This is a genomic window from Nocardia mangyaensis, assembly GCF_001886715.1.
GTDB classification, from domain to species: domain Bacteria; phylum Actinomycetota; class Actinomycetes; order Mycobacteriales; family Mycobacteriaceae; genus Nocardia; species Nocardia mangyaensis.
Genome location: NZ_CP018082.1, coordinates 4,165,841 through 4,191,911, shown reverse-complemented (window position 1 = coordinate 4,191,911; position 26,071 = coordinate 4,165,841). Strand labels below are relative to the sequence as shown.

General features: G+C 67.7%; 23 protein-coding genes and 1 pseudogene. 12 read left to right on the top strand and 12 right to left on the bottom strand.

The window, feature by feature from the left end; all coding sequences use genetic code 11:
• The first annotated feature begins 1 nt into the window (after position 1).
• The gene (locus BOX37_RS18980; RefSeq protein WP_071928832.1) at positions 2–1,324 is read left to right on the top strand and encodes an SPFH domain-containing protein; all 1,323 of its coding nucleotides are present in this window, start codon (positions 2–4) and stop codon (positions 1,322–1,324) included.
• A 68-nt stretch (positions 1,325–1,392) separates the two neighbouring features.
• On the opposite strand, the gene BOX37_RS18975 is transcribed toward BOX37_RS18980, so the two are convergent.
• The 3 genes from BOX37_RS18975 to BOX37_RS18965 form a co-directional block, all read right to left on the bottom strand.
• Positions 1,393–2,598 (bottom strand): molybdopterin-binding protein, encoded by a 1,206-nt coding sequence (locus tag BOX37_RS18975; RefSeq protein ID WP_240504935.1) that lies wholly within the window; start codon positions 2,596–2,598, stop codon positions 1,393–1,395.
• A gap of 314 nt (positions 2,599–2,912) precedes the next feature.
• On the bottom strand, positions 2,913–3,536 hold the full coding sequence (locus BOX37_RS18970; RefSeq protein WP_071928831.1) for a DUF305 domain-containing protein: 624 nt from the start codon (positions 3,534–3,536) through the stop codon (positions 2,913–2,915).
• Positions 3,533–5,116: an LVIVD repeat-containing protein gene (locus BOX37_RS18965; protein ID WP_071931651.1), complete on the bottom strand. Its 1,584-nt coding sequence runs from the start codon at positions 5,114–5,116 to the stop codon at positions 3,533–3,535. Before BOX37_RS18965 ends, BOX37_RS18970 begins: the two co-directional genes overlap by 4 nt.
• A 257-nt stretch (positions 5,117–5,373) precedes the next feature.
• Here BOX37_RS18965 and BOX37_RS18960 point away from each other — a divergent pair, with 257 nt between their 5' ends.
• Complete coding sequence (locus BOX37_RS18960) at positions 5,374–7,122, top strand: BCCT family transporter (RefSeq protein ID WP_084760904.1); 1,749 nt, start codon at positions 5,374–5,376, stop codon at positions 7,120–7,122.
• Here BOX37_RS18960 and BOX37_RS18955 read toward each other — a convergent pair.
• Both BOX37_RS18955 and BOX37_RS18950 read right to left on the bottom strand, forming a co-directional pair.
• Positions 7,107–8,042 carry a 3-methyladenine DNA glycosylase gene (locus BOX37_RS18955; RefSeq protein ID WP_420811539.1) on the bottom strand — a complete coding sequence of 312 codons (936 nt, stop codon included), beginning with the start codon at positions 8,040–8,042 and terminating at the stop codon, positions 7,107–7,109. The two genes, BOX37_RS18960 and BOX37_RS18955, sit on opposite strands and share 16 nt — an antisense overlap.
• 121 nt (positions 8,043–8,163) lie before the next feature.
• Positions 8,164–8,559, bottom strand: a complete 396-nt coding sequence (locus BOX37_RS18950) for a hypothetical protein (RefSeq protein WP_071928830.1) — start codon at positions 8,557–8,559, stop codon at positions 8,164–8,166.
• A gap of 298 nt (positions 8,560–8,857) precedes the next feature.
• Between BOX37_RS18950 and BOX37_RS18945 the strand changes: the two genes are divergently transcribed.
• From BOX37_RS18945 to BOX37_RS18935, 3 genes are all read left to right on the top strand, one after another.
• Entirely contained in the window at positions 8,858–9,037 is a 180-nt protein-coding gene (locus BOX37_RS18945; RefSeq protein ID WP_071928829.1) for a YegP family protein, read from the top strand.
• 139 nt (positions 9,038–9,176) lie between these two features.
• Positions 9,177–9,635, top strand: coding sequence for a CAP family protein (locus BOX37_RS18940; protein ID WP_167659962.1), 459 nt, complete (start codon positions 9,177–9,179; stop codon positions 9,633–9,635).
• A 120-nt stretch (positions 9,636–9,755) separates the two neighbouring features.
• Positions 9,756–10,016, top strand: a complete 261-nt coding sequence (locus BOX37_RS18935; protein WP_156910458.1) for a WYL domain-containing protein — start codon at positions 9,756–9,758, stop codon at positions 10,014–10,016.
• Positions 10,017–10,102: 86 nt separating this feature from the next.
• Here BOX37_RS18935 and BOX37_RS18930 read toward each other — a convergent pair whose 3' ends face one another.
• The 5 genes from BOX37_RS18930 to BOX37_RS18910 all read right to left on the bottom strand — a co-directional run bounded on the left by BOX37_RS18930 (position 10,103) and on the right by BOX37_RS18910 (position 15,860).
• Positions 10,103–10,723, bottom strand: a complete 621-nt coding sequence (locus tag BOX37_RS18930) for a QsdR family transcriptional regulator (protein ID WP_084759834.1) — start codon at positions 10,721–10,723, stop codon at positions 10,103–10,105.
• Between the two features lie 2 nt (positions 10,724–10,725).
• Positions 10,726–11,874 (bottom strand): acyl-CoA dehydrogenase family protein, encoded by a 1,149-nt coding sequence (locus BOX37_RS18925; RefSeq protein ID WP_071928826.1) that lies wholly within the window; start codon positions 11,872–11,874, stop codon positions 10,726–10,728.
• Positions 11,874–13,103, bottom strand: coding sequence for an acyl-CoA dehydrogenase family protein (locus BOX37_RS18920; RefSeq protein WP_071928825.1), 1,230 nt, complete (start codon positions 13,101–13,103; stop codon positions 11,874–11,876). The genes BOX37_RS18925 and BOX37_RS18920 overlap by 1 nt, the downstream gene beginning before the upstream one ends.
• A gap of 119 nt (positions 13,104–13,222) precedes the next feature.
• Positions 13,223–14,635: a hydroxysqualene dehydroxylase HpnE gene (hpnE, locus tag BOX37_RS18915; protein WP_167659961.1), complete on the bottom strand. Its 1,413-nt coding sequence runs from the start codon at positions 14,633–14,635 to the stop codon at positions 13,223–13,225.
• A 172-nt stretch (positions 14,636–14,807) separates the two neighbouring features.
• On the bottom strand, positions 14,808–15,860 hold the full coding sequence (locus tag BOX37_RS18910) for an AraC family transcriptional regulator (protein ID WP_071928824.1): 1,053 nt from the start codon (positions 15,858–15,860) through the stop codon (positions 14,808–14,810).
• Between the two features lie 110 nt (positions 15,861–15,970).
• On the opposite strand from BOX37_RS18910, the gene BOX37_RS18905 reads away from it, so the two are divergent.
• The 3 genes from BOX37_RS18905 (at position 15,971) to BOX37_RS18895 (ending at position 19,219) form a co-directional block, all read left to right on the top strand.
• The gene (locus BOX37_RS18905) at positions 15,971–17,455 is read left to right on the top strand and encodes a flavin-containing monooxygenase (RefSeq protein WP_084759830.1); all 1,485 of its coding nucleotides are present in this window, start codon (positions 15,971–15,973) and stop codon (positions 17,453–17,455) included.
• Between the two features lie 133 nt (positions 17,456–17,588).
• On the top strand, positions 17,589–18,473 hold the full coding sequence (locus tag BOX37_RS18900; protein ID WP_240504933.1) for an oxygenase MpaB family protein: 885 nt from the start codon (positions 17,589–17,591) through the stop codon (positions 18,471–18,473).
• Positions 18,474–18,544: 71 nt separating this feature from the next.
• The gene (locus tag BOX37_RS18895) at positions 18,545–19,219 is read left to right on the top strand and encodes a TetR/AcrR family transcriptional regulator (RefSeq protein WP_071928822.1); all 675 of its coding nucleotides are present in this window, start codon (positions 18,545–18,547) and stop codon (positions 19,217–19,219) included.
• Between the two features lie 82 nt (positions 19,220–19,301).
• On the opposite strand, the gene BOX37_RS18890 is transcribed toward BOX37_RS18895, so the two are convergent.
• Positions 19,302–20,831, bottom strand: coding sequence for an aldehyde dehydrogenase family protein (locus BOX37_RS18890; protein WP_071928821.1), 1,530 nt, complete (start codon positions 20,829–20,831; stop codon positions 19,302–19,304).
• A 217-nt stretch (positions 20,832–21,048) separates the two neighbouring features.
• Here BOX37_RS18890 and BOX37_RS34130 point away from each other — a divergent pair, with 217 nt between their 5' ends.
• Positions 21,049–21,204 (top strand): hypothetical protein, encoded by a 156-nt coding sequence (locus BOX37_RS34130; RefSeq protein ID WP_156910457.1) that lies wholly within the window; start codon positions 21,049–21,051, stop codon positions 21,202–21,204.
• Between the two features lie 92 nt (positions 21,205–21,296).
• Here the strand turns inward: BOX37_RS34130 and BOX37_RS18885 are convergent, their stop codons facing one another.
• Positions 21,297–21,695, bottom strand: coding sequence for a MerR family transcriptional regulator (locus BOX37_RS18885; RefSeq protein ID WP_071928820.1), 399 nt, complete (start codon positions 21,693–21,695; stop codon positions 21,297–21,299).
• A gap of 493 nt (positions 21,696–22,188) precedes the next feature.
• On the opposite strand from BOX37_RS18885, the gene BOX37_RS18880 reads away from it, so the two are divergent.
• The 3 genes and pseudogenes from BOX37_RS18880 to BOX37_RS18870 all read left to right on the top strand — a co-directional run bounded on the left by BOX37_RS18880 (position 22,189) and on the right by BOX37_RS18870 (position 25,989).
• Positions 22,189–22,764: a TerD family protein gene (locus tag BOX37_RS18880; RefSeq protein WP_071931645.1), complete on the top strand. Its 576-nt coding sequence runs from the start codon at positions 22,189–22,191 to the stop codon at positions 22,762–22,764.
• 7 nt (positions 22,765–22,771) lie between these two features.
• A pseudogene (locus tag BOX37_RS18875) lies at positions 22,772–23,500 on the top strand (PP2C family protein-serine/threonine phosphatase); the annotation flags it as partial.
• A gap of 230 nt (positions 23,501–23,730) precedes the next feature.
• Complete coding sequence (locus tag BOX37_RS18870) at positions 23,731–25,989, top strand: ATP-binding protein (protein ID WP_084760900.1); 2,259 nt, start codon at positions 23,731–23,733, stop codon at positions 25,987–25,989.
• Positions 25,990–26,071 lie beyond the last annotated feature (82 nt).

Here is a 26,071-nt window from a genome sequence, read left to right as displayed (position 1 = left end):
AATGGTTGCCTTGATCGTGGCCGCAGTCCTGATTCTGCTGGTCGTCGTGGTGGTGTTCAAGTCCATCGCGCTCGTCCCGCAGGCCGAGGCGGCGGTGATCGAACGGCTCGGACGCTACTCGCGGACGGTGTCCGGCCAGCTGACGTTCCTCGTTCCGTTCGCCGATCGGATCCGCGCGAAAGTCGACCTGCGTGAGCGGGTCGTCTCGTTCCCGCCGCAACCGGTGATCACCCAGGACAACCTCACCCTGCAGATCGACTCGGTGGTGTACTTCCAGGTCACCAGCCCGCAGGCCGCGGTGTACGAGATCAGCAACTACATCGCCGCCGTCGAGCAGCTCACCGTCACCACCCTGCGCAACGTCGTCGGTGGCATGACCCTGGAAGAGACGCTGACCTCCCGCGATCAGATCAACAACCAGCTGCGCGGCGTCCTCGACGAGGCCACCGGCCGCTGGGGCCTGCGCGTGGCCCGCGTCGAGCTCAAGTCCATCGATCCGCCGCCGTCGATCCAGGAATCGATGGAGAAGCAGATGAAGGCCGACCGCGAGAAGCGGGCGATGATCCTCACCGCCGAGGGCACTCGCGAGTCGCAGATCAAGACCGCCGAGGGTGCCAAGCAGGCCGCGATCCTCTCGGCCGAGGGTGGCAAGCAGTCGGCGATCCTGTCGGCCGAGGGTGAACGGCAGAGCCGCATCCTGCGCGCCCAGGGTGAACGTGCCGCGTCCTACCTGCAGGCGCAGGGTCAGGCGAAGGCGATCGAGAAGGTCTTCGCGGCCATCAAGAACGGCAAGCCGACACCGGAACTGCTGGCCTACCAGTACATGCAGACCCTGCCCATGGTGGCGCGCGGCGACGCCAACAAGGTGTGGATGGTGCCCAGCGATTTCGGCAAGGCGCTGGAAGGTTTCGCGAACAACTTCGCCACCAAGGGCGAGGACGGTGTGTTCCGCTACGAGGCGTCCACCGAGGACACACCCCCGGTCAAGATCGAGGACGACTCCGACGTCGCCGACTGGTTCCAGATGGCCTCCGATCCCAAGATCGAAGAGGCGGTGCGCGCCGCCGAAGCCACCGCCCGCACCCCCGTCGAAAGCCTCGACAGCCCGCGCCCGAAGAAGCCCTCGGCCCCGGCCTCGCTGCCCGTCCCGCCGCCGATCTCGCCCCAAACGAGCGCGCCCCCGCCGCAGCACCAGCCCGCGCCGCAGCAACAACAGCAGCAGCCCGGCCAGAACCCCGAGGCCCAGTACGGCCGCCCCCAGCAGCCGCCCGCCCAGCGGCCGGACGACCCGTACGGTCGTCCGTGGCAGCCGCCGCAGCACTGATCCTGACGAACGCACAACGCCCTGTCGCGCACCTGCGCGGCGGGGCCGTTGCGTTCCGAGGCCTGGTCTCAGTGGGGGAGCGGGAGGAGTTCCACCAGCGTGCCGCGCCCGGTGCCGGGCGGGAGGACGGCCAGGGCCTGGCAGCCGATGAGACCGGCCAAGTGGGGCGTGTGGGCTGGGCCGGTGCTGCGCCAGACGCCGCCGGCCTGCTGTTGCACGGGGACGATGCGGGTAGCCTCGCCCGCCAGGACTCCGGCGTCGGAGAGTCGGCCCCACATGGTCGGTCCCGGGGTGCGCCGGGTCAAGGCGTCGACCACGGCCGGGCCGATGGCCAGCAGGGCCGCGACGGCGGCGAGGGGATTGCCGGGCAGCCCGAGCAGGACGCGTCCGTCGGGGAGCTGGGCGACCAGGGTCGAACCGCCGGGGCGGATCGCGATCCGGTCGATCACCACGTGTGCGCCGAGCTCGGTCAGCAGGGCGCGCAGATGGTCGGCGGCACCGCGGCCCGTCGCGCCCACCATCACCACGAGATCGGCGTGTGAGCGCAGCGCGAGCCACGAACGCAGCAGATCCTGTCCGTCGGCCAGGTGCCACAGGCCGGTGCTCTCGATGTCGCAGCGGCGCAGGAACTCCGGCAGGACCGGGCCGAGGGAGTCCCGTGTCTCGCCGACGCCGAGCGGGCCGACGGCGCGGATCTCGTCGCCGGTCATCACCACATCGGCGCGCACCGGGCCGCGCACGGTCACGGTCTCGGCTTCGGCGCTGAGCGCGGCCGAGGCCAGCGCCACCGAGACCCGGGTACCCGCCGCGGCCAGTTCGGTGCCGCTGTCCCAGTGTTCACCCTGGCGGCGGGTGTCGTCCCGGACCGGCGCGTCGGGGGCGCGCATGACCACTGGCTTGCCCGAGACCGTCGTGGTCACCGTGTGCTCGTCGCGCAGGGTGGCGGTCGTGCCGAGCGGAGTGGCCGCACCAGTCGCGATCCGCACCGCTTCACCGGGCGCGAGTACCACCGAGCAAGCCCGACCGGCGTAGCGGACCTGCGGATGCAGCCGCCACCACGGACCCGGTCCCGCGACCGCGTAGCCGTCCATCGCCGCACTGTCTACCCGTGGCAGCGGGGTCCCGGTGGTGAGGGCGATGGCCAGGGTCGCCCCGACCGCGTCGGCCACCGGGAACTCCCGCACCGCGATCGGCCGCAGACACTCCACGATCCGGGCGCGCACCCGGGCCAGCCCGCAGTCCACCGCCGAAATCACGCCTGCTCGTGCGCTCACCACCACGTCCGCCTCCGCCACACTTCGCCGACAATCCGACACATCGTGCGCACCAGCCATTGCCTGCGATTTTCTGCGCGGTTGCCCCGCGGTGACGTTGTGCTCACCCGATCGGACCGGTTGCGGTGCGCAGTCGGACACATCGTGGCGGAACCGACCTGACAGCGGGTCGCGGTCGTCCCGACACCGTACTTCCTCGCGCTGTCGACCGCAGCCGGACGGGCGGTCCGACTTCTTCGCCGACTCGGCCGTCGCCGGGGCGCCGTCGGCGGCATCGGTCGAGAAGCCGCCGCCACCAGAGCCTGATGGTCTTGCTAGGGGGCGGGGAGGGCGCCGCGGAGGTCGAGGAGCACACCCAGGTAGCCGAGTTCCTGGCTCTGGGACTGGGCCATGGCCCGGGCGGCCTGTTTGACCGGGCCGGTGGTGAGTTGGGCGTCGGCGGCGCGGGCCATGGTGACGCCACCCGCGTGGTGGCGGTACATGAGTTGCAGGAAGAGGGTTTCGGCCTCGGCGCCGCGGGCGGCGAACAGGGCGTCGAGGTCGGCGGTGGTGGCCATCCCGGGCATCGTGGTCGCCGGGGTGGTGCCGTGGTGATTGCTGGTCATCCACGCCATCGGTTGCGTCGAAGTCGGTGCGGCCCCGGCGAGTTGGGTCCAGCCGAGCAGGGTGCCGATCTCCATCCGCTGGGTGTCGGCGATCTGGTCGGCGAGCCTGCGCACGGTGGGGTCGGCACCGGGGTCGAGGCGTTCGGTGAGGATCAGCGCCTGCTGATGGTGGGCGGTCATGTCCTGGACGAAGCCGAGTTCGGTCGCGGTGAGTACCGGTGCGGGCGTAGCGGTCTCGGGGAACGCCAGCGGCCGCAGCGCCGCGCCGAGCACCAGGAGGAACACGGCAGCGGCGCCGAAGGCGGCCGCGCGCAGCGTGCGGGACACGCTCATGACCCGAGGGTGGATTGCTGATTCGCCGGCGGGGTGTAGACGGCGTTGTCGAGCTGGAGCACCATGAACCCGTTGTCGGAACAGGTCACGTAGAGCTGATCGCCGCGCCATTCCGGCGGCGACAGGCACCAGTCGCTGGACAGGTCACCGAAAGCGATCCGGCCCGCCCGCGCGGTCAGGACCTGAGCCGGATCGAACAGGCCCTCCGCCATCGCCCGCAGCGCCGCGGGCGCGCTCATGGCCGGTACGCCGATGATCGAGGCCAGCGCGTGCGGCGAGTTCCAGATCTCGAGGTTGTGTCCGGTCCGTGCCGGTGGGTTGAAATAGGCGATCTCACGAATCGCACCAGGATCGCGCACATCGAACACCCGGATCCCGGAGGAGATCCATCCGCAGGCCAGCGCGGTCGGATCGACCGGCCGATCGGCAGTGCAGTAGTGCGATTCGTAGGAGAACGCCGAACCGCCCATGCTCGAACCGATTCCGCTGTCGATATGTTCGGGCAGGTTGATCTCGAGCTTGATCTTGGCCGTGATCCGCGGTGCCCCGTCGACGGACACGTCGATGAGTTTCACTCCGCCCGAACCGCCTTCGTCGACGGTGAACAGGTGTGGCACACCGCGATAGCTCACCGGCACGCTGTGCTGGGTGGCCCAACCGTCGGTCCAGAACGTCCGGCCCAGGTGCGGCACCTGCGGATTCGGGTCGCGCCGCTGCACCGCGCTCACATCGAGAACGGTGAAACCGCCGAGCGCGGAGATGTAGAGCCGGTTTCCGTCGGGGCTCACTCCGAAGCCGTGCGCCTCGATGCCGGTCAGCCCCTGCCAGATGACGCGGGGATTCGCCGGATCGGTGAGATCGATCGCGCTGAGGAATCCGGGCACCAGACCCGATGCCCAATAGGTGCGCCCGTCGGGGGAGAAGCCGCCCTCGTGCGTGGTGATCGGCAGGGGCATCAACGGATTGGTGCCCGTGCCCGGATTGAGCAGGCGCGGACGAGCGCAGTCGGAGATGTCGTAGACCGACAGATATCCCGCGCCCATGCCCACCGGCACCCCCGTGCCGACGAGCAGCTTGCGAGCGGTGTTGACCTTCAACGTCTCCCAGGTCCCCGCCAGCATGGCCGGTTCGGTGAGTGTCGCGGTCAGCTGGGGATTCGCTGGATCGGACGCGTCGATCACCTGCACGCCCGGATGCTCGCTGAGCAGGGTGCCGGGGAAGAACGAGCCGACGTAGGCGCAGTGCTCGAAACTGGTCGAGGTGATCCCGGCCCCGCGCCCGGTGTAGCCGCCGACCAGCGACATGTTGCAGCGATACCCCTGGGTGCTGCGGCCACTGTCTCGGTCGCCTGCGGGAACGTCGCCTTGTAGTCCGGTTTCGGGCAGCGAGCCCGGCCCGCACTCCGCGCGCGGCACCGCCGTGCGCCCGACATCGAGGAACTCTCGCACCATGCCGGACAGCTCGGCGACCGGATCCGCGGCCGCGCTCGACGGCAGGCCGATCGCCACGAGCGCGGCGACCGCGGCAAGGACTGTGCCACGCCGTGCGGAGCGCCGCCACCACTGGCGCGGCGTCGACATCGCCTCGGCTGTGCGGGTGTCTGGGTGCATCATTGCTCCCCTTTCGATGATGCTGGACAACGCAACTGGCTGAGACAGTTGTGCTGCGTCACGAATGATAGGTCGATCGCATGGTTGCCGAGGGCGGTTTCGGGGAACAAGGTCAGAGCTGGGTCGCGCAATACCTCAGGTCGCCGCCGCTACGCTGTACGGTTGCTCTGATCGGACGGCGGGCTGATGTAGTGACCTGTCCCGCGACCGGAAAGGACTCGGATTCCATGTCGAACGATGTCGAAGGCAGGTCCGGCGGCGCCGCTGAACCCGCGGTAGCCAGTCGATCGCGGGGCAAGCCCCGGCTCGACCTGTTGGTGTTCAGCGCCACCGCGATCGGTGCACTGGCCTTCGTCGCCTGGGGTGTGCTCGACGACGAAGGTCTCGCCTCGGCCGCCAGTTCCGCGCAGAAGTGGGTCATCACCAACACCGGCTGGTTGTTCGTGTTGGTGGCCACCGCGTTCGTGGTCTTCGTGATCTGGCTGGCGGTGAGCCGCTACGGCCGGATCCCGCTCGGCGCCGACGACGAGAAACCCGAATTCCGCACGGTCTCCTGGATCGCGATGATGTTCAGCGCGGGCATGGGCATCGGCCTGATGTTCTGGGGCGTGGCGGAACCGCTGTCGCACTTCGTGAATCCGCCCCCACACACCGCCGAACCCGGCAGCCCCGCCGCCGCCGAGGTCGCGATGGCGACCACGTTGTTCCACTGGACACTGCACCCGTGGGCGATCTACGCCGTCGCCGGTTTGGCCATCGCCTACGGCACATTCCGAAAAGGCCGCTCGCAGTTGATCTCCGCGGTGTTCCGTCCGCTGCTCGGCCGGCACGCCGACGGCATCGGTGGCCGCGCCATCGACATGATGGCGATCTTCGCGACCCTGTTCGGCTCGGCGGCCTCCCTCGGTCTGGGCGCCCTGCAGATCGGCGCGGGGATGGAGTTCAACGGCTGGATCGACGGGATCGGCAAAATCGGTCTGGTCGCCATCATCTCGGGCTTGACCGTCGCCTTCGTCGTGTCGGCGGTGTCGGGCATCGAGCGCGGTATCCAGTGGCTTTCCAACATCAACATGGTGCTGGCGCTGGTGATCGCGGCGTTCGTCTTCGTTGCCGGGCCGACGCTGTTCATCCTCAACATCCTGCCGACCTCGATCGGCGACTACGCCGAGTACCTGCCGACGATGGCCTCGCGGACCGGCGCGGGCGACGAGGCGATGCAGACGTGGTTGTCGAGCTGGACCATCTTCTACTGGGCGTGGTGGATCTCGTGGACCCCGTTCGTCGGCATGTTCATCGCCCGGATCAGCCGCGGCCGCACCATCCGGCAGTTCGTCACCGGTGTGCTGCTGGTGCCCAGCGTGGTCAGCCTGCTGTGGTTCGCGATCTTCGGCGGCGCGGGCATCTTCGAACAGACCGCCGACGGCGTGCTCACCGAGGCCGATGGTTCGGTCGACTCGAACTTCGCGCTGTTCCACCTGCTCGACCAGTACCCGATCGCCGCGGTGACCACGGTGCTGGTGATGATCCTGGTCGGCATCTTCTTCGTCTCCGGCGCGGACGCGGCGGCCCTCGTGATGGGCACCCTGTCCGAACGCGGCAGCATCGAACCGTCGAAGCTGATCGTCGTCTTCTGGGGCGCGGCGACCGGCGCGGTGGCGGCGATCATGCTGGTGATCGCCGATTCCGACAACCTCGGCGGCGCGTTGACCGGCCTCCAGGCGCTCACCACCGTGGTGTCACTGCCGTTCCTGGTGGTGATGGCGGCGATGTGCGTCTCGCTGTACAAGGATCTGCGCGAGGATCCGCTGATCCTGCGGGCCGACCGCGGCGCCGTCCTCGTCGAGACCGCCGTCGACATGGGCACCGAGCAGCACGAGGGCGAGTTCACCCTGGTCACCGAGCCGGCGGAGGACCAGTCCACCGGCGCCACCGCCGTGGTGCCGGGCCCACTCGACAAGGATCAGCGGCCGGGCTGACCCTCGACTCGACGCAGCGCGGCCGTCAGCTCGGCGCAGGCCCGCCGTAACCGAACCCGCAACACCTCGGCGTTTTCGGCTACGGCGGCCTGCGCGCGAACGTATTCCGCCCGCCCGCCCGGCGTTTCGATGCGCACCGGCTCGTATCCGTACTCGCGCAGGTCGTACGGGCTTGCCCGCATGTCGAGTTCGCGTGCGGTGCAGGCGAGTTCGAAGCAGTCCAGCAGCAGAACCGAGGGAATCAGCGGCGCGAGCTTGAAGCCCCACTTGTACAAGTCCATGTTCGCGTGCAGACAACCCGGCTGCTCCCGATCGAGCTGCCCCGCGCGCGTGAGCGGTTCGGCATTGCGGCCCACCGCATCGGGGGTGAAGAACCGGAACGCGTCGAAGTGCGTGCACCGCAACGACATCGACTCCACCACCGCGTCCGTCCCCGCGTGACCGAGCCGCAACGGAACCCGCTGATGCCGTACCTCGTCCGTCCGATAGACCATCGCCCACTCGTGCAACCCGAAGCACGACAGCTGCGCCGGTCGCCGCGCGGTCGCGGTGAGCAGCCGATTGACGAACTCGATGGTGTCTCGCCGCTTGATCAGATACGCCGGGTCGGCGGTGTAGACCGCCTTCTCGGGTGACTCGCCGACCACCCGGTGATACCCCCGAGCCCCGGCGTACTCGTGCGCTCCCGGCAATCCGATCCCGAACCCGGGATGCCAGCGCCGCAACTGCGAGGGCTTGTTGCCGTAGTAGGTGAACAGGAAATCCACCACCGGATGGGTGGTCCCCGCCGCCCGGCGCTCCAGGTACGGACCGACCAGCCGATCGAGCCGCTCCCGATGCGCCTGCGCCCGCGCACGCCACTCGCCCTGCGGTAATATCCGCAGTTCAGAGTCTTGGTCGAGGACGTCGTCGGTGCTCACCACACCATTCTCCCGCACTGGCCCGCGCGGCCTGATCGGCCCCGAAACCCGACGGAAGTCGGTGCGAGCACACCTTCCCCGAGCCCCGGAATTCGACTTCCGACACGCTTTCGACACGAGTTCAGCGTGTGGGGTCGCCGAGGGTACCGGTGAAGTTCTCGACCTTGCTGGGCGCGTCGATGTAGTGACGCTGGGCGATGAGCCCATGGTCGGTGTGGCCCCGCTGCTGGGCGGCTCGACCGGCACCGTGCTCGTTCGCGATCAGCGTGGCGACCGACTTCCTGAAAGTCTTCGGAGTCACCCATGCGAACGTGTTGCCTGGCGCCGAGCGCCAGCTGCGGCGGAAGCTGAGGGGGTCATAGATCGACCCGTTGCGGGTGGTGAACACCAGATCGAGTGGGTTGGAGATGGCGTTGGCCGCTCGGCGTCGCAGTGTCTCGACGACGAACTGAGGGAGCGCGACGGACCTGTACCCGGCTTGGGTCTTGGTCCATTCCCGCCGGATGGGTCGCAGCACCCCGTCCTGGTGGGGTTATCCGCACGATCGTCCCGTAGATCGTCATGCGGCCGGGTTCGGCATACAGGTCGAGATCTTGCCATCGGATCGCGATCGCTGCGCCGGTGACCCATGTCTCCAACTGGACTCGGAGCTCACGCACGGTGGTGAGGTCGGCCAGCGTGGACGTTGAGTTTTCGGCGGGATGCGGGCGACGTGACCCGATTTCCGCGCGTGTCCAACGGTTAGGTGCGGAAGTCGGCATTATCGTTTGCTCAGCAGGGCGTTATCCGTACTTCAATGGAGACGAGGTAAACGCATGGCTGGAACTTTCGAGGTCTACAAGGATTCCGCGGGCAAGTTCAGGTTCCGACTCAAAGCAGGCAACGGCGAGATCATCGCCCAGGGGCAGGCCTATTCGAGCAAGGCCTCCGCGTTGGCCGGCATCGAGTCGATCAAGAAGAACGCACCCGGTGCCGACACAGACGACCAGACCTGAGCACCCGCACGATCCCCCTCCACTCTCGGGAGACTTTATGCGTCTTGGCCGTGTCATCTCCGCCGCTGTCACCGCGCTGCTGGCCGGCGCCCTGACTCCTCCGGGTATCGCCGGTGCCGAGGCGCTACACAATCGCTGCGTGGCGCCGACGATCAGCCAGGACATGCTCACCACCCACAACAAATACCGGGCACGTCACGGCGCATCGCCGCTGATGCTGGACGCAACGGTCAGCGCCTGGGCCCAGGAGTGGGCGAACTCGATCGCCAGTAGCAAGAACTTCGCCCACCGGCCGAACAACAAGTACGGCGAGAACCTGCACACGTCGTGGTCGTCGGATACCTCGAGGCAGCTCGGTGGCGCGCCCGTCGTCCAGTCCTGGTACGACGAGATCAAGGACTACGACTTCGACAATCCTGATTCGAATATGGTGAACTTCAGCAGGTTCGGACACTTCACACAGGTGGTCTGGAAGGGCAGTAGCCGGATGGGGATCGGGGCCGCGTGCAACGGTTCCACCGCGTATGTCGTTGCCAACTATGACCCTGCCGGCAACATGGCGGGCCGCTTCGCTGAGAATGTGGGTCGCCTGGGCTGATCGCAGGCGACGCCGCGACACAACCCGAGCGCCTGCAGTGAGCTGCCGGCGATGATGCGCCCGCGATCGACGATCACGACCCGTTCGGCCACATGGTCGGCTTCGTCGAGGTAGTGCGTGGTGAGCACGATCGTCATTCCGAACTGCTCGCGGACCGTCGCGGTCCTCGATGCCCGATCCTGCGAGGTCCACATCGCCGCGGAATCACTGGACTGGGCGGCCTTCTGCCTCGCCTCCGTCGGCGCACCGTTCGTCGTGCACGGACCGCTTGAAGCGATCGAACTCATCACCGGATGGGGATCCCGGCTCCTGGCCGCCACGGAAAACAGCGGCGAACCCGCACCTTCCACCCACCCCGATCGAGGTCCTTCGCAGGAATAGGGCGGTCGTGCGCGACTGCTGAGACAAACCACTTCGAACTCCAGGGGGCTCGTTGCCGGTGACGATCCGTTCGAGGAACAGCTGGTTCAGCGTCTGCCGGATGCGGCCGAAACGAGCAACTCGACCATGGCGGTGGCCTTTCCGGACTGCGGCGGGTCACCGGTGATGATGTCGCTCCAGACGAAAGCTTCGCCGACGCGCACGATCGAATAGGCGAGGTCGCGGACTTCGATGCGCGGATCGAGATCGGGGAGGTCGGTCAGCCGCGAGGCGACCCAGTCGATCATGCGGCCCTGGACCACGGAGTAGCCCGAAGTCAGCACGCGCAGGCCGTATTCCGGGTCTTCGGCGACGAATCGGGTGAGCGGTTCGAAGGTACGGACCGTCTCCGCGAGTGTGCCGAAGTTGCGGACGAAGCGCCCGGCGGGATCATCGGACAGGCGTGCGTCGCGCGCCTCGACGCGCCCGATCGCCTCCGCGATGATCCGCCAGACCACTTCACCGATCACGACCTCCCGGCTACCCCACCAGCGATACAGCGTGGCGCGGCCGATCCCCGATTCACGGGCCAGCTGTTGCATATCGATGCGGCGGCCGTCGAGGAACCACCGGTGCGCGAGGTCGATGATGCGCTCACGCACCGGTTTCGGAGGCGTGCTCGACAGCGGGCCCTCCGGTCCCGGCGACGAACCTTCACCGCTGACCACGATTACGGTCTCGTCAGCTCGGCATAGCGGGCGAGGTGGTGGTCGCTGGATCCGAACTCGTGCTCGATCGCGGTCAGCCGCTTGAAATAGTGGCCGATGGCGAGTTCCTCGGTCATGCCCATCGCGCCGTGCAGCTGGACGGAGTTCTGGCCGATGAATCGAGCGGCACGGCTGATGGTGACCTTGGCCGCTGATGCCGCCCGGGCCCGGTCCGCTGGTGCCGCATTCAACGAATGGATCGCCAAATATGCTGCGGCGACAGCCTGTTCCAGCTCCAGGTACATATCGACCATGCGGTGTTGCAGAACTTGGAAACTGCCGATCGGCTGACCGAACTGCTGGCGTTGCTTGGCGTATTCGACGGTATCGGCCAGCACCTTCCGCATACACCCGACCGCTTCCGCGGCGATCGCCGCGATCGCCTCATCGGCTGTGGCCTCGATCGTCGACCATGCGTCGCCTTCGGTGCCGAGTAGCGCGGCGGTGGGCAAACGGAATTCGGTGAAGGTGATATCGGAACCGACCCGATCGTCGATCGTCCGGTAGGAGTGGATGTCCACCCCGGCCGGCGGATTCGCCGCATCGAATTCGGTGAGGAACAACGAGATACCGGATTCGTCGCGCCGTGCACCGGAGGTGCGTGCGCTGATGATCAGATGGGTCGCCAACGGCGCACTGGTCACGACAGTCTTGCTGCCGTCGATCACCCATGAATCACCGTCGCGGTGCGCGGTCGTGGAGAGATCGTGCATCGTGTGACCCGAGGTCGGCTCGAGTGCGGCGAACGCGGTGCGCACCGTACCGGCCACGATCTGGCGCAGCAGGGCATCGGCTGCCGCGCCACCGGAGCGTTTCAGCAGACCCGCCCCGACGATGACCGTGTCGACATACGGTTCGACGACGAGCGCGCGCCCGAGTTCCTCGGCGATGACCATCATGTCGATCGGTCCACCGCCCATCCCGTCGACCTCTTCGGGCAGGGTCGCACCCAGAATGCCCAACTCCTCGGCGAACCCGCGCCACACAGCGGGTTGCCACCCGGCGTCGGACTTGACCGCGCCGCGACTGGTCTCCAGGTCGTACCGGGCGCCGAGGAACCGGGCCACCGAATCGCGCAGGAGTTCCTGCTCTTTGGTGAAGGTGAAGTCCATCAGAGCCCCAATGCTGCCTTGGCGAGGATATTTCGCTGAATTTCGTTGCTGCCCGCGTAGATCGAGCCCGCTCGGTCGTTGAAGTAGCGCAGCGGTGCGACGGCCTGCCATTCTTCGCCGCTGCGGTAGCCGTCGGCCGGCGGCTGGAATTCGGCGATCGGGCCGCCGGGTTTCGTCGCATGCGGTTGGTACACCCGACCACGCGGTCCTGCTGCCTCGAGCGCCAATTCGGTGATCTGCTGGCTCAGTTCGGTGCCCAGGATCTTGAGCATCGACGAGGCGGGACCGGGGTTGTTGCCCTGCGCCATCACCGACAGCGTTCGGTACTCGAGGATCTCGAGTACCTCGGTGCGAATTCGCGCCTCGGCCAACTTCGCCGCGAAGGTGGCGTCATCGATCAGCGGATTGCCGTCCGCACCGGTCTGCCCGGCTGCGGCGGTCGCGACTTGCTGCGCCATGACCTGCAACATCGGTGACAGTGCCCCGCCGCGTTCGTGGACGAGCAGATACTTCGCCACGGTCCAGCCGTCGTCGATCTGGCCGAGCACATTGGTCTTGGGTACTCGGACGTTGTCGAAGAAGACCTGGTTCTGTACCTGTTCGCCGGAGGTCATCACCAGCGGGCGGACCTCGATACCCGGCGAGGTCATATCGATGAGCAGGAAGGTGATGCCCTGCTGCTTCTTCCCCTCGCGCGAGGTACGGACCAGACAGAAGATCCAGTTCGCCTCTGTCGCGTGGGTGGTCCAGATCTTGCTTCCGGTGCACACGAAATCGCCGCCGTCGTCGACGGCGGCCATCGTCAGCGATGCCAGGTCCGACCCGGACTCCGGCTCCGAATACCCCTGGCAGAAGAACACCTCGCCGGTGAGGATCCGTGGCAGGTAGTACGCCTTCTGCTCCGCCGTGCCGAAGGCGACGATCGCGGGCGCGACCATCCGGATGCCCATCGGCGACAGCGCGGGCGCGCCGGCCTGCGTCAACTCCCGGCCGAAGATGTAGTGCTGGGTGAGGCTCCAGTCGCAGCCGCCGTATTCGACCGGCCATGCCGGCGCCGCCCAGCCGCGCTCATGAAGAATGAGCTGCCACTTCATGCTGGCATCGTGATCCGGATAGACACTTGTCGCCAAGTGCCCGGCGCGGCGTAGTTCGGGTGTCAGCTTCTCATCGAGAAAGGTCCGAACCTCGTCTCTAAAAGCCAGATCAGCCGCTGACCAGTCGTAATCCATCAGCCCTCCGGAGGCGTGTGCGCCGTTGCGTCCGTGTGGACCTGCGGCTGCGTGAGACACAATGTAGTTCTGTCTCAGTGTGGAATCAACTGTTCCGGAGATGTCAGAGCGTAGAACTGTCAGTCACTTGTGTCCGATGGTGGGGCTGTGGTGCCGAGGTGGTCACCCACCGCGTCGACGGCGCGGACCGCGCTCTCGGCAGCGGCTTCCATCGTCGAGGGCATTCCGGTCTCGGTCCAGTCGCCCGCGAGGAACAGGCCCTCGATCGGCGTGCGCTGCGGCAGGCGCAGCTCGTCGAAACCGGGCTGCGCCGAGAAGGTCGCCTGCGGCTGGTGGATGACGTGGGTGCGCAACACCTCTGCCTCGGCGGCCTCGGGATAGTGCTTGGCCAGCGATTCCAGTGCCGCCGCGGTGAATTCGGCGTTGGGCAGATGCACGACATCCCACGAGGCGCTGACGGCCAGCGAATAGCAGTGCCCTGCCTCGGTCTCGACGCCGTGCATGCCCGTGGTGTCGAAAACCCACTCGATGGTGGTGTCGCGCAGGTTCTCCGCGAGCCTGCGCATGCCCAGCGGACGATCCAGCCACACATAGACGCTCGAGATCGGGGCCGGCTCGATCTTGCGCACGGGGGTGAAGTGGTCGTACTGCCCGAGTCTTCCGCGATCGAGCAGTGTCGTCAGCGACCACGGCGGCAACGTGAGAACCGCCGCGTCGACCTCGATGGTGCGCCCGTCGGAGAGCCGCACGCCGGTGAGCTTGTCGTCGAGGATCTCGATGTCGGTGACACCGACGCCGACCACGATCTGGGCGCCGTGTGCCCTCAGGTATCGCTCGGCGGGCGCGACGAACAACTCGTGCAGGCTCACCCGCGGCCAGACCGCGTCGCCGGCCCTGGTATTCCCCGACAATGCGCGCTTGCCGATCCAGTGCAGGGTCTGGACGAACATGGAGGCCGACACCCGCTCGGTCTTCTCGTTGAGCAGGCCGATCACGAACTGATCGAGCACCAGAGCGCGCAACGATTCCGGTGCGCCGATCTGCCTGAACCACCGATCGACGGTCAGATCGTCGAGCTCGGGTGCTGGGCGCAGCGCGGCGCGGGCGATTCGTGCCCAGGTGCGCAGGGCGGCGGGCCGCTCGCGCAGGGGGATCGGTGGCCAGACCATCCAGGACAGCCCGACGGCGCGGCGCAGCGGGCCGGGCAGCCACCTGGGTGCGCGCAGGGTCAGCAGGTGGTCGGGCCCGGTCTTGATCGCGAAAGGTGGTACGTCCCACAGGAGTTTGTCGCGCGAGCCGATGGTGTCGACGTAGCGCAGCAGCGCTTCGTAGCAACCGGCGAACAGGTGCTGACCGTTGTCGACCCTGCCTTCGATGCCGGGTACCTCGAAGGAGATCGTGCGACCGCCGAGCCGCCCCCGCTTCTCGACGAGGGTCACCCGGTGGCCTGCCTGCGCGAGCCAGACCGCCGTGGCCAATCCGGCCAGGCCCGCGCCCGCGACCAGGATGTGCGGGGATTCTTGCTGCCCCATCGGTACCTCCGGGCAATCGATGAATGCGAGAATGAATGAGAGAAAGTGTCTGTCATACTCGCACAGCATCGGCATGTTCGTACAGGGCGGAACCCGCTCGTGCGGAAGGGGACTCGCCGCAGGAGGGTGGCCTGCGGCGTTGGCCGCATGGTGGGCGGCCGGGCTGTTGTGGTCAGCGCCGGGTGCGGCGGTAGGCGGCCGGAGTGGTGGCCGTCCAGCGTTTGAAGGCGCGGATGAAAGGGCCTGCCTCCGTGTAGCCGAGCCGTGCGGCGATCTCCTCGACCGACAGCGCGGTGGCGGCCAGCATGTCCTCGGCCAAGCCGCGTCGCGCCTCGTCGAGCAAGACGCGGTAGCTGGTCCCGTCCGCGGCGAGATGTCGCCGCAAGGTGCGGCCGGTGATGCCGAGTTCGCGGGCGACCGCGTCCAGCGGCCGTGGTACCGCGATCCCCGTGGTGGCGCTGCCTGCCAGTAGGTGGTCGCGAACATCGGCCGCGATCCCGGTACGGGTGCTCCGGCGGTCGATCAGCTCTCCGCATTGCGCGAGACACAGCGTCAAGGTGGCCTGATTCGCCTGCGGCAGTGGCTGATTCATGGTTTCCGCGGTGATCGAGATACTGGTTTCGGGTTGCCCGTATCGGGGGTGTACGCCCAGGATCGAGGCGATGCGATCCCCATGGTCGGGCTCTGCGAACGCGAACCGTGCATGGTGGATGTCCACCGGCCGGCCGAGTAGGTCGCCGAGCACCCGATGCATCGCGAAGGTATCGCGCTCGACGAGGAATTGCCGTACATCATCGGGTATCCGATCGTGGCGGATCCGGGCGATCATCTGCTGGTCATGGACTTCCACGACCGGTGTGCAGAACGCGAAGCTCAACTGAAAGTAGCGCAGCGCCAAGGATATCGCCTCGCCCAGGGTGGGGCTGGTGATCCAGGCGTAGCCGTAGATGCCGAAGGAGCTGATGCGATAGCTGCGGCCCACCTCGATGCCGAGGGCAGGCCGGGCTCCGAGTTCGCGCAGGAGGTTGCGGACCACCAGGAGTTCCGTGCGGGCCTCGATCTGGCGATCGGCGGAGTCGAGGTCGGCCTCGGACAGGCCGGTATCGGCGAGGATCGAGGTGGCGTCGGCCCCGTGCTCGACGGCGAACCGTGTCATCACGGCGACGCTGGCCAGACCCCGCGGGAAGTCCCACGTGTCCACTTCGGGCTCCTGGCGGGCGCGCATGCCGTCATTATGGCCTGAAATGTCAATTTCCTGTCCGCGGGGGTCCTCGTCGCAGCGTCGACGGCGTCCTACCGTTGACCGGAATCGTCGCCGATATGAGGAGCTCCGCTATGCGCACTCGGACAATGCCGTCCGCTGTCATCATCGGCACCGGGTTCGGCGGCCTCGGCATGGCGATGGAGTTGCTGCGGCACGGTTTCGACGACCTCGTCATCTTGGAGCGGGCCTCGGCGGTGGGGGGCGTCTGGCGGGAGAACACCTATCCGGGCGCGGGGTGCGATATCCCCTCTCCGCTCTACTCGTATTCCTATGCGCCGAAGTCCGATTGGCCCCGGCGGTTCTCGGGTCAGCGCGACATCTACGCCTATCTGCGGGACGTGGCGCGCGACAACGGGCTGCTCGAGCGGATCCGGTTCGGCTCCGAGGTGACCGAGGCCCGGTTCGACGATGAGAGCGGCACTTGGACCGTGCGCACCGCCGACGGTTTCCAGGCGACCACCGACGTGCTGATTTCCGCGGTCGGCCAGCTGTCGCGGCCCGCGCTGCCCGCCATCGCGGGCATCGGCTCGTTCGCCGGGCCCGCGTTCCACTCCGCGGAGTGGAACCACGGCATCGATCTGACGGGCAAACGGGTAGCCGTCGTCGGCACCGGTGCCAGCGCGATCCAGTTCGTGCCCGCGATTCAGCCGCAGGTAGCGGCACTGACGCTGTTCCAGCGCTCGGCGGCGTGGGTGCTGCCCAAGCCCGATGTCGAGTACAGGCCATGGCATCACCGGATGTTCGCGGCGGTCCCGCCGGTCCGGCTCGCCGAACGGTTCGCGGTCTGGGCGCTGTGTGAGTTCCTGTCACTGGGCATCGCCGATGTCCCCGCGATCAGGGGCCTCGTCACCACGATCGCGGTGAATCACCTGCGCAAGCAGGTCACCGACCCGCACCTGCGTGCGAAACTGACGCCCGACTACCCGGCCGGCTGCAAGCGTGGGCTGTTCTCCAACGACTACTACCCGGCGCTCACCCAACCGAACGTGCGGGTGGAGACGACCGAGATCGCCGAGGTCGTGCCGACCGGGGTGAAAACCGCTGACGGCGTGCTGCACGAGGTCGACGTGATCATCTACGGAACCGGTTTCAAGGGCACCGAATTCCTGTGGCCGATGAAGATCCACGGCGCGAACGGACGCGAGCTCGAGGAGGAATGGCAGGGCGGTGCCCGCGCCTACCACGGGATCTCGGTGCCCGGATTCCCGAATATGTTCCTGGTGTACGGGCCCAATACGAACCTGGGCGTCGGCTCGATCGTCTACATGATCGAATCGCAGGCCCGCTATATCCGTCAGGCGCTGCGGGAACTGTCCCGGCATCCGGCGCACACCCTCGATGTCCGGCGTGTGGTCGCCGAGGAATACGACCGGAAGCTGCAGGCACGGCTGGACCGGACGCCGTGGGGCCTGTGCTCGAGCTGGTACCGCAATGCCGCGGGCCGGATCACCAACAATTGGCCGGGCGCGGTCGTGAGTTACCGGCTGCGGACCCGAACACTGCGCCCCGAGCGCTACCGCCTGACGGCCGCCGCGACAACGATTGCGGGCCAGTGATGTTCGCCGACCGGAACTCACCGGCGTCGAGGCGTAGCGGTAGGTGCCGAAAGGCCACATTGAGATGATTAGTCTAATATCATCTCAATGTATCATTGCCTTTGTGGTGCAGAAGTAAGGAGACGCAGGGACTATGCGTGAAGTTTCATCGGTGAGCGCTCCCGTCATGGCCGGCGATCCCGGCGAGGTCCTGCGGTGTCGATACGGCACTGTCGAGGACTTCGACATCGAGCGATTCCTCGACGGGATCGGTGCCTTCGCGGGGGCCGGTGCCAATGTCATCGTGCAGCTGGCGAACCGGCCGGTGGGGTACGGCGTCGTCGAGAGCAAGGTCGAGTCCGGCCGTGCCGACGTGCATCCGTGGAAGCGACTGCGCACCACGCTGACCTACATCGCGGTGGCGATGCTGGGTACCGAACAGGACCGGGAGGTGTATCGACAGGCAGTCGGTAGCGTCCACCGGCGCGTGCGTTCGGCACCGGGCGCCGAGGTGAAATACAACGCGTTCGATCCTGAGCTGCAGAAGTGGGTCGCGGTCTGCCTGTGCTGGGGAGTCATGGACACCCACGAACGCCTCTACGGGCCACTGGACAAGGCCACCAAGGAGGTCTTCGTGCAATACGGGGCCAGGTTCGGCACCGGATTGCAGATGAAGCCCGACATGTGGCCGGCCGACCTGGCGGCTTTCGAGAGCTACTTCGAATCCGGGCTGGCGAGCATGCAGATCGACGACGTGGTCGCCGAATATCTGCGCAAGCTGGTCGGTTTGCGCAATGTGCCGAGACCGCGTCAGCTGGCCAATTTTCATCGTTTCGCTGTCACCGGTCTGCTGCCCGAACCCATGCGCGCGCAGCTCTACCTGCCATGGACCGACGGGCAGGAGCGGCGGCATCGGCTGATGTTCCGCGCCATCGGAGCCGTCTACGGACGGCTGCCCGTGCGCGCGCGGATCGAACCGTACTCGGCCTTGCTCCGGGACATGCGGCGGCGCCACCGGCTCGGCCGCCCCTTGGTCTGACCGCGGCGAGGTTGCGGCCCACCGGCAGCCCACATAATGTTCGGGCTCTTGTCAGCTGAGGGGAATGGGATATGGCCGAGTCGATCAGGTTGTTGGCCCGGATTCGCGGACACGACGGTGTCGAACGCGACAACGCCGATGTCCTGAACGGCGCCCTGGCCGCGTTTCTGGACTTCGGGATCAAGCGCACCAGCATGGGGGAGGTGGCCCGCCGTGGCGGGCTGTCGTTGGCGACCCTGTACCGCCGGTTCGGTGGCAAGACCGACATCGTCCAAGCGGTGGGTCTCTGGCAGGTGCGCCACCTGTTGGAGCAGGCCGACGCGTCGATGCGCAGGCAGGCGGAGGAGGGTGCCAGTGCCGAAGACCAGATTGTCGAACTGTTCGTCGCCTTCGCCCTCGGCCTGCGGGAGAACCCGCTGCTCGACCGTCTTCTCGCCACAGACGCCGCCACGGTGCTGCCCTATCTCACCACCGGTGGGGCACCGGTGATCGAGCTCGGTCGTGACTTCCTGGCCGAGTTCATCACCCGCCTGCAGGAGGCGGGCAAGCTCCCCGCCTATGACCCGCTCCCCGTCGCCGAATTGGTGGCTCGCACCGCGCTGTCGCTGGTGCTGACCAAGCCGACGGTCATCCCGCTCGACGACGAGGCCGCAGCGCGCCGGTTCGCCCGCGATCACATCGCCCCCGGGTTCCGTCCGTTGGACATGCGCGTCGCCGCCCATGAGGTCGGCTCCGGGCCTGGTTAGATTCCTCGCGCAGCGGTGAGCACCGCTCGCCTCGGGTGGAGGTGTCACCGGCCGGGAGACATCCACCCGAGGCGAGATGCACTCACCTGCCGAAACGGCGCCGGCCGCGCGCGCCGGCCGCGCGCATCGCGTTCCGCATGAACCCGAAGTTCTTCAGGCTGTACGGGTACCAGACGAGTTCGGTCTTCTGCGTCGGCAGCGCGGGAGCCGTGATCGCCTGCTTACGGCAGTACTTGCGCACGCCGTCCGCGCCGCCGAATCGGTACCCGGTGCCGGACTGTCCCCAACCACCGTGGGGGAGTGCGAAGTTGAACAGGTTGATGGTGGCGTCGTTGATGTTCACCGCGCCGACGGTCAATCGCCGCGCGATCGACTGTCCGCGGGCCTTGTTGCCCGTCCACACCGACGCCGACAGTCCGTACTCGGAGTCGTTGGCGAGCCGGATCGCTTCGTCGGCATCGGCGACCTTGATGACCGGGATGGTCGGGCCGAAGGTCTCCTCGGTGATGCACGACATCGAATGGTCGACGTCGACCAGCACGGTGGGTTCGAAGAAGTTCCCCTCGCCTGTCGCCTTTCCGCCGGTGAGAGCGCGCGCGCCGCGAGCGAGGGCATCGTCGACGTGGCGGGTGACGATGTCGAGCTGCGCCCGGTTGGCGAGCGGACCGACATCGATGTTTCCGCTGCGGTCGTCGCGGCCGAGCCTCAGCGACTCGACATGGGTGACGAGCTTGTTCACGAACTCGTCGTACACCGCAGCCTCGACATACACCCGCTCCACCGACACGCACAGTTGTCCGGCGTTGGTCAGCGCGCCGAAGGCGATGCCATTGGCCGCGCGGTCGAGGTCGGCGTCGGCGAGCACGATCGCCGGGTCCTTGCCGCCCATCTCGAGGCTGTAGGGCAGCGTGCGTTCCGCGCACGCGACGGCGATGCGGCGCCCGGTGCTGCCGGAGCCGGTGAACTGGACGAAATCCGCGTTGTCGACCACCGCGGCACCGGTGGCGCCGGAACCGGAGACCACCGTGAACACCGGCGGCGCGCCGATCTCGGCCCAGCCGCGGGCGAGCGCGAGCGGGGTCAGCGGGGTCACCTCCGACGGTTTGAGCAGCACGGCGGCACCTGCGGCGAGCGCCGGAACGAGATCGGAGGCGGGCATGGCGAGTGGAAAGTTCCACGGCGTGATGATGCCGACCACCGGATACGGCGTGTAGGTGGTGGTCAACTTCTTGATCCGCATCAGCGGGGTGTGGGGGCTCACGGCGGTGTCGGCGAGAAACTTCGCGGCGTTTCGCGCGTAGTAACCCAGGAGATCGACAGTGAACGCGACCTCGACCTCGGCCTCCACCCGGGGCTTGCCCGACTCGTCCTGAATCGAATCAGCCAGCTCGTCGGTATTGTCGAGCACCCAATCCTGCAGCTTCAGCAGCCACTGCTTGCGCCCGGCCGCGCTGATCGACGCCCACCGCGGCTGAGCCTTGCGCAGCGCGGCCGCCGCGGCGGCTACCTCCTGCGGGGTCGACACGGCGACGGCGCCGACCAGTTCTCCGGATGCCGGGTTGTGCACAGTCAGCTCAGCGGCATCGGTGGTGGGCGTTGCGGAATCAGACACTTCTTCTCCTGGATCGCCGTATCGGTCTACCGACCACCTTAGGGAGAGTGAGATGTTTTGTATATCACTCTTTCAGGGAGGATCGTGCTTCTCACGCACCACTCGGGGTGCCGCAGTCAGCCGCCGGCAAAGAAGGGGCACCTTCAGCCTGAACCGCAAGGGCACCAATGTGCTCATCAGCGGTCCGCGGAGCGAGTCGGACCTCACGAGAAGTATCATGGGCATCAGCTTCTCCGTCGGCGCGGTGATCGGTGGAATCATCGCGCTGCCCACCGTGGAACTCGCGGGCGTGGTCACGATCCCCGCGGGGCGGTTCATCGGCGGCGCGGCCGGCACGCTCGTCGGCGGAATCATCGCCGAGATGGTCACCTGATCGACGCGATGTGGGCCGGGTGCCGGGAGTCGATCAACAGCACCATTCCGAATGCGGCAAGACCTGCGTGACGAGTGACGGGAGGGCGCGAGTCACAGGATCGGGACATCGGGCGGAACCTGGAGTGCGATCGTGACCAGGGTGTGGACCCGGCCCGCGATGACGGCGAGCAACCCCTGCATCGCGTTGGGTGCCACGTCGGCGGCGGCGTGCAAGGTCCTCAGATCGTCGTCGAGGCGCGCCAGGGTCGTCGCGACCTCACTCGCTTCGACGGTGAACGCGGTCGCGATCTCCTCGAGTGAGATCCCCTGGTTCTCCAGCCTTTTGATCAGCACGATGCGTTCGGCGTCGACGGGAGCGTAGAGGCGGTAGTTGCCGGCGGTGCGTTCGGTGGGTGTCAGCAATCCGAGGTTGGTGTAGTAGTCGACGGTGCGAATGCTGACCTCGGCGCGGGCAGCGAGTTCGCCGATGCGGATCGACGGTTCGGTCATCGTCTGCTCCTTCCGCGCGGGCCGGCAACTGCGGGTTAACCATACAGTGCCACGTGCTACTGTGGCTCGTATGCCAGGCAAACGAGGCCACCACGTAGCCATGGCACATCGAGGGGGATATCGTTTGGCCGACGACAGCAGTACGCCTGGTTTACCGGGTTTGCCGGTCGCGGTCGCTGCTCGATTACGTGACGCGGTGACGGCGGCGAGTCGAGTATCGGGGGCGGCGACGAGCCGTGCCGACGCAGCGGGGTTGCCGTTGACCCGGGACCTGATCGAATTGGTCGAGCTGCGGCGACGAGTGCTCGCCCTCGCCGATCAACTCGATCCCGACAGAACACCGCGAGTCATCGAGCGTCCGGACGAGATCGACCGTATCCGTCCCAGAGTGCCCCCGCCGGGGCGAGGATTTCCGGGAGCGGCCACCAGCCTTGCGACCACCACAACGGATCGGTGGCACAAGCAGTTTCACACCACGACGAAAGGGTCAATCATGGGCGTCAGCCTGGCCAAGGGCGGCAATGTGTCGCTGTCGAAGCAGTCACCGAACCTGACCGCGGTCGCGGTCGGCCTCGGTTGGGATGTGCGTTCGACCACCGGAACCGATTTCGACCTCGACGCCAGCGCGCTGGTGACCGGACCGGAACAGAAGGTCCTCTCCGATGGACATTTCGTGTTCTACAACAACCTGCGTTCGCCCGAAGGCAGCGTCGAGCACACCGGCGACAACCTCACCGGTGAGGGCGACGGTGACGACGAGGTGATCAACGTCGACCTGGCTGCCACACCGCCGACGATCACCAACATCTTCTTCCCCGTCTCCATCCACGACGCCGTGGCACGCTCGCAGTCGTTCGGGCAGGTCCGCAACGCCTACATCCGCGTCGTCGACCGCGCTACCGGTGCTGAACTGGCTCGCTACGACCTCACCGAGGATGCTTCGAGCGAGACCGCGATGGTCTTCGGTGAGCTCTACCGCAGCGGCGCGGAGTGGAAGTTCCGGGCGATCGGGCAGGGTTACGCCTCCGGCCTCGCGGGCATCGCCCGCGACTACGGCGTCAACATCTGATCCGCCGATGACGCACGAGGATGTCGTCGCGGCGACACGACTGATCAGCGCGCAGCGCACCCATCGCGGGTTGGTGCGCGAGGCCAACGAGGACAGCGTCCATGTCGGGGTGAACGTGCTCGCGCTCGCCGACGGGATGGGTGGACACGCGGCCGGTGAAGTGGCATCGGCATTGATGATCGCCGCCTTGGCTCAGCTGGACCAGGCAGCTGATGGTGAGCTGCTGGCACGGTTGGAAGAGGCTGTGCTGAAAGGCAATACGGCCATCGCCGAGCACGCCGAACGGCACGTCGAGGCGGCCGGCATGGGTACCACGCTCACCGCGATCCTGTTCGACGGGCCCTGTTTCGGGCTCGCCCATGTCGGTGACTCGCGCGCCTACCGGCTGCGGGCCGGGCATCTGTCGCAGCTCACCCATGACGACACCTTCGTGCAGTCCCTGGTCGACTCCGGACACATCACTGCCGAGCAGGCGCGCACCCATCCGCGGCGCTCGTTGATCATGCAGGCGTTGACCGGCGCGGCCGTCACCCCCGCACTGGTCCTCGGCGACGCCGAGATCGGTGACCGATTCCTGCTGTGCTCGGATGGACTCTCCGATGTCGTCGGCGCCGAGCAGATCGAATCGGCTCTGGTCGGCGCGGGCACGGTCGAGGAGTGCGCCGACCAATTGGTCGAACTGGCATTGGCCGGTGGGGGGCCCGACAACGTGACCGTTGTCGTCGCCGACCTCCTCGCGGCGAACTGAACACCTGGAGGGAATTCGGCCCGTGCTCTCGGGCAACAGTGGAGGTCCGGCCGCGGGATCGTCGAGCCGCACGGCGAGATCGCGGATCGGCCGGGCATGCTGGTCGCGCCAACAGGCCGGGGCATCGCTGTCCACCGCCGTGATCCGGGGACGGCGCGGCGGTGTCCGTGCGACAGTGGGGCGTGGGCAGGCGTGTGCCGGGGAACCTCCCGGCGGAAGTGACCAGCTTCGTTGGTCGCGACGACGATGTCGCGACAGCCAGGAAGCTGCTCGGCGGCACCAGGGTGCTCACCCTGACCGGTGTGGGTGGCGTCGGGAAGACCCGTCTGAGCAGGCATGTCGGCGCGGCGGTTCGGCGGGCGTTCGCCGACGGGGTGTGGCTGGTGGAACTGGCCCACGTCACCGACCCGGACCTGGTCGCCTCGACGGTGGCACGCGAGCTCGGGCTCCGCGACGACACCAGCGAACCATTGACCGTTCTCACCGACTGTCTGACCACCGCCGATCTGCTGCTGATCCTGGACAACTGTGAACACGTGATCGGCGCGTGCGCGGCACTGGTTGACCGGATCGTGCCCGCGACGACGGGACTGCGGATCCTGGCGACCAGCAGGGAATCGCTGGGGGTGGCGGGCGAGCAGGTGCTGCCGGTGGCGCCGCTGCCGGTGCCCGACCCGGAGCGCGCCGAGTTCGGCGGTCCCGCGATGCGGCTGCTCGTCGAGCGCGCCAGTGCGGCGGATCCGGCGTTCCGGCAGAGCGCGGACAACGCCGCGACCCTGGCCGCGATCTGTCGGCGGCTCGACGGCATCCCGCTCGCACTGGAACTCGCGGCGTTGCGGTTGCGGATGTTCACCCCCGATCAGGTCCTGGCGCGTCTCGACGATGCGATGGGCCTGCTCACCACGGGGTTGCGCGCCGCGCCGCGGCGCCAGCAGACCCTGGCCTCGGCGATCCGCTGGAGCTATGACCTGTGCACGCCCGACGAACAGCGCCTGTGGGAGCAGCTGTCGGTCTTCGCGGGCGGTGTCGACCTCGCGGCCGCCGAAGCGGTGTGCCAGATCGGCGCACCGCAGACGCTGCTGGGCGCGCTGACCGGGCTGGTGGACAAATCCGTCCTGAGCTATGCGCGCGGCGCCGACGGCGCCGGGCGATACACGATGCTCGAACCGTTGCGGCAGTTCGCCGGTGACCGCCTGCGGGCGCGCGGGAACGAGTACACCGTCCGTGTCGGTCATCGCGAGTTCTACTACCGGCTCGCCCGCCGTGGGCGCAGTGAGTACTGGAACGCCGCCGACACCGGCTGGTTCGGCGATGTCGCCCGCGAACACGCCAATCTGCGTGCCGCGCTGCAATTCAGTCTCGCCGAGCCCGCCGGAGCCCGGCGCGCCCTCGAGCTCGCGACCGACCTGTGGCCGTTCTGGGAGCACTGCCACCTGCTGCTGGAGGGGTACCGCTGGCTGGCCGAGGCGCTGGCGAAGAACCCGGCGCGCACCGTCGACCGGGCCAGGGCGCTGGCCGCGTCCTCGGCGATCGCGGCCATGCGCTCGGAGACCGCGACGGCGGTGGAGTTCGCGCGGGCCAGTGCCGAGATCGCCGTCGAAACCGGATCCGTGCAGGTGCAGGCCGAAGCCGAGATGGCGCGAGCGGTGCTGGTTTTCGGAACGGGTGAGCTGCGCGAGGCACTCGAGATCGCCGTGACGGTCTCGGTGCGGGCAGGTGAGTGCGATCACCCGCGGGTGGCGATGGAGGGCCTGGCCTTTGCCGCCGTGTGCGCGCTGGCCCTCGACGATCCACTCGCCGGTGCCCTCGCCGAGAAGCTGATGGCGTTGAGCACCGAGCACGGCTCCCACCTGCTCGGTGGGCTCGCCTACTGGGCGGTCGGTACCCAGCGGCGGCGCGAGGGTGATCTGTGCGGTGCGGTCGCCGCGCTACGTCGATCCATCGAGTTGTTCCGGCTCTTCGACCGGTGCGCGTGGGTGGCCACCAGCGTCGACGGTCTCGCCTGGGTGGCGGCTGCCGAAGGCGACCTCGCGCGCGCCGCACGGCTGATGGGCGCGGCATCGGCTGTCCGCCGGGGCAGTTCGCAGCGGCTCGCGCATGCGATGACCCAGCTCATCGGTCAGCAGGTCCGCGAGCAGGTCCAGACCGGGCTCGGCGAGCAGGAGTTCGGGGCCCGCTTCGCCGCGGGAGCCGCGCTGGCGGTCGAGGACGCCGTCGACTACGCGATGGAGACCGCGCCGGTCGCGGTCACCGTCGTCGAACCCGCGGGGCTCGAGGTGCTGACCCGGCGGGAACGCGAAGTCGCGCGCCTGATCGCCAGTGGCCACGGCAATCGCGGGATCGCGCAAGAACTGGTGATCTCGATCCGCACCGCCGAGAGTCACGTGGACCACATCCTCACCAAGCTGGGCTTCACCTCCCGAACCCAGATCGCGGCCTGGGTCAGCCGCCACACCCGGGCCGGTACCTCCCGCTGAGCGCAGTGCTGTTTCCTCTGCGTAGCACTGGATCACGACCGCAGTGGTCGAGAAGTCCGTAGCCGCCGCGCCCGATCTCCGT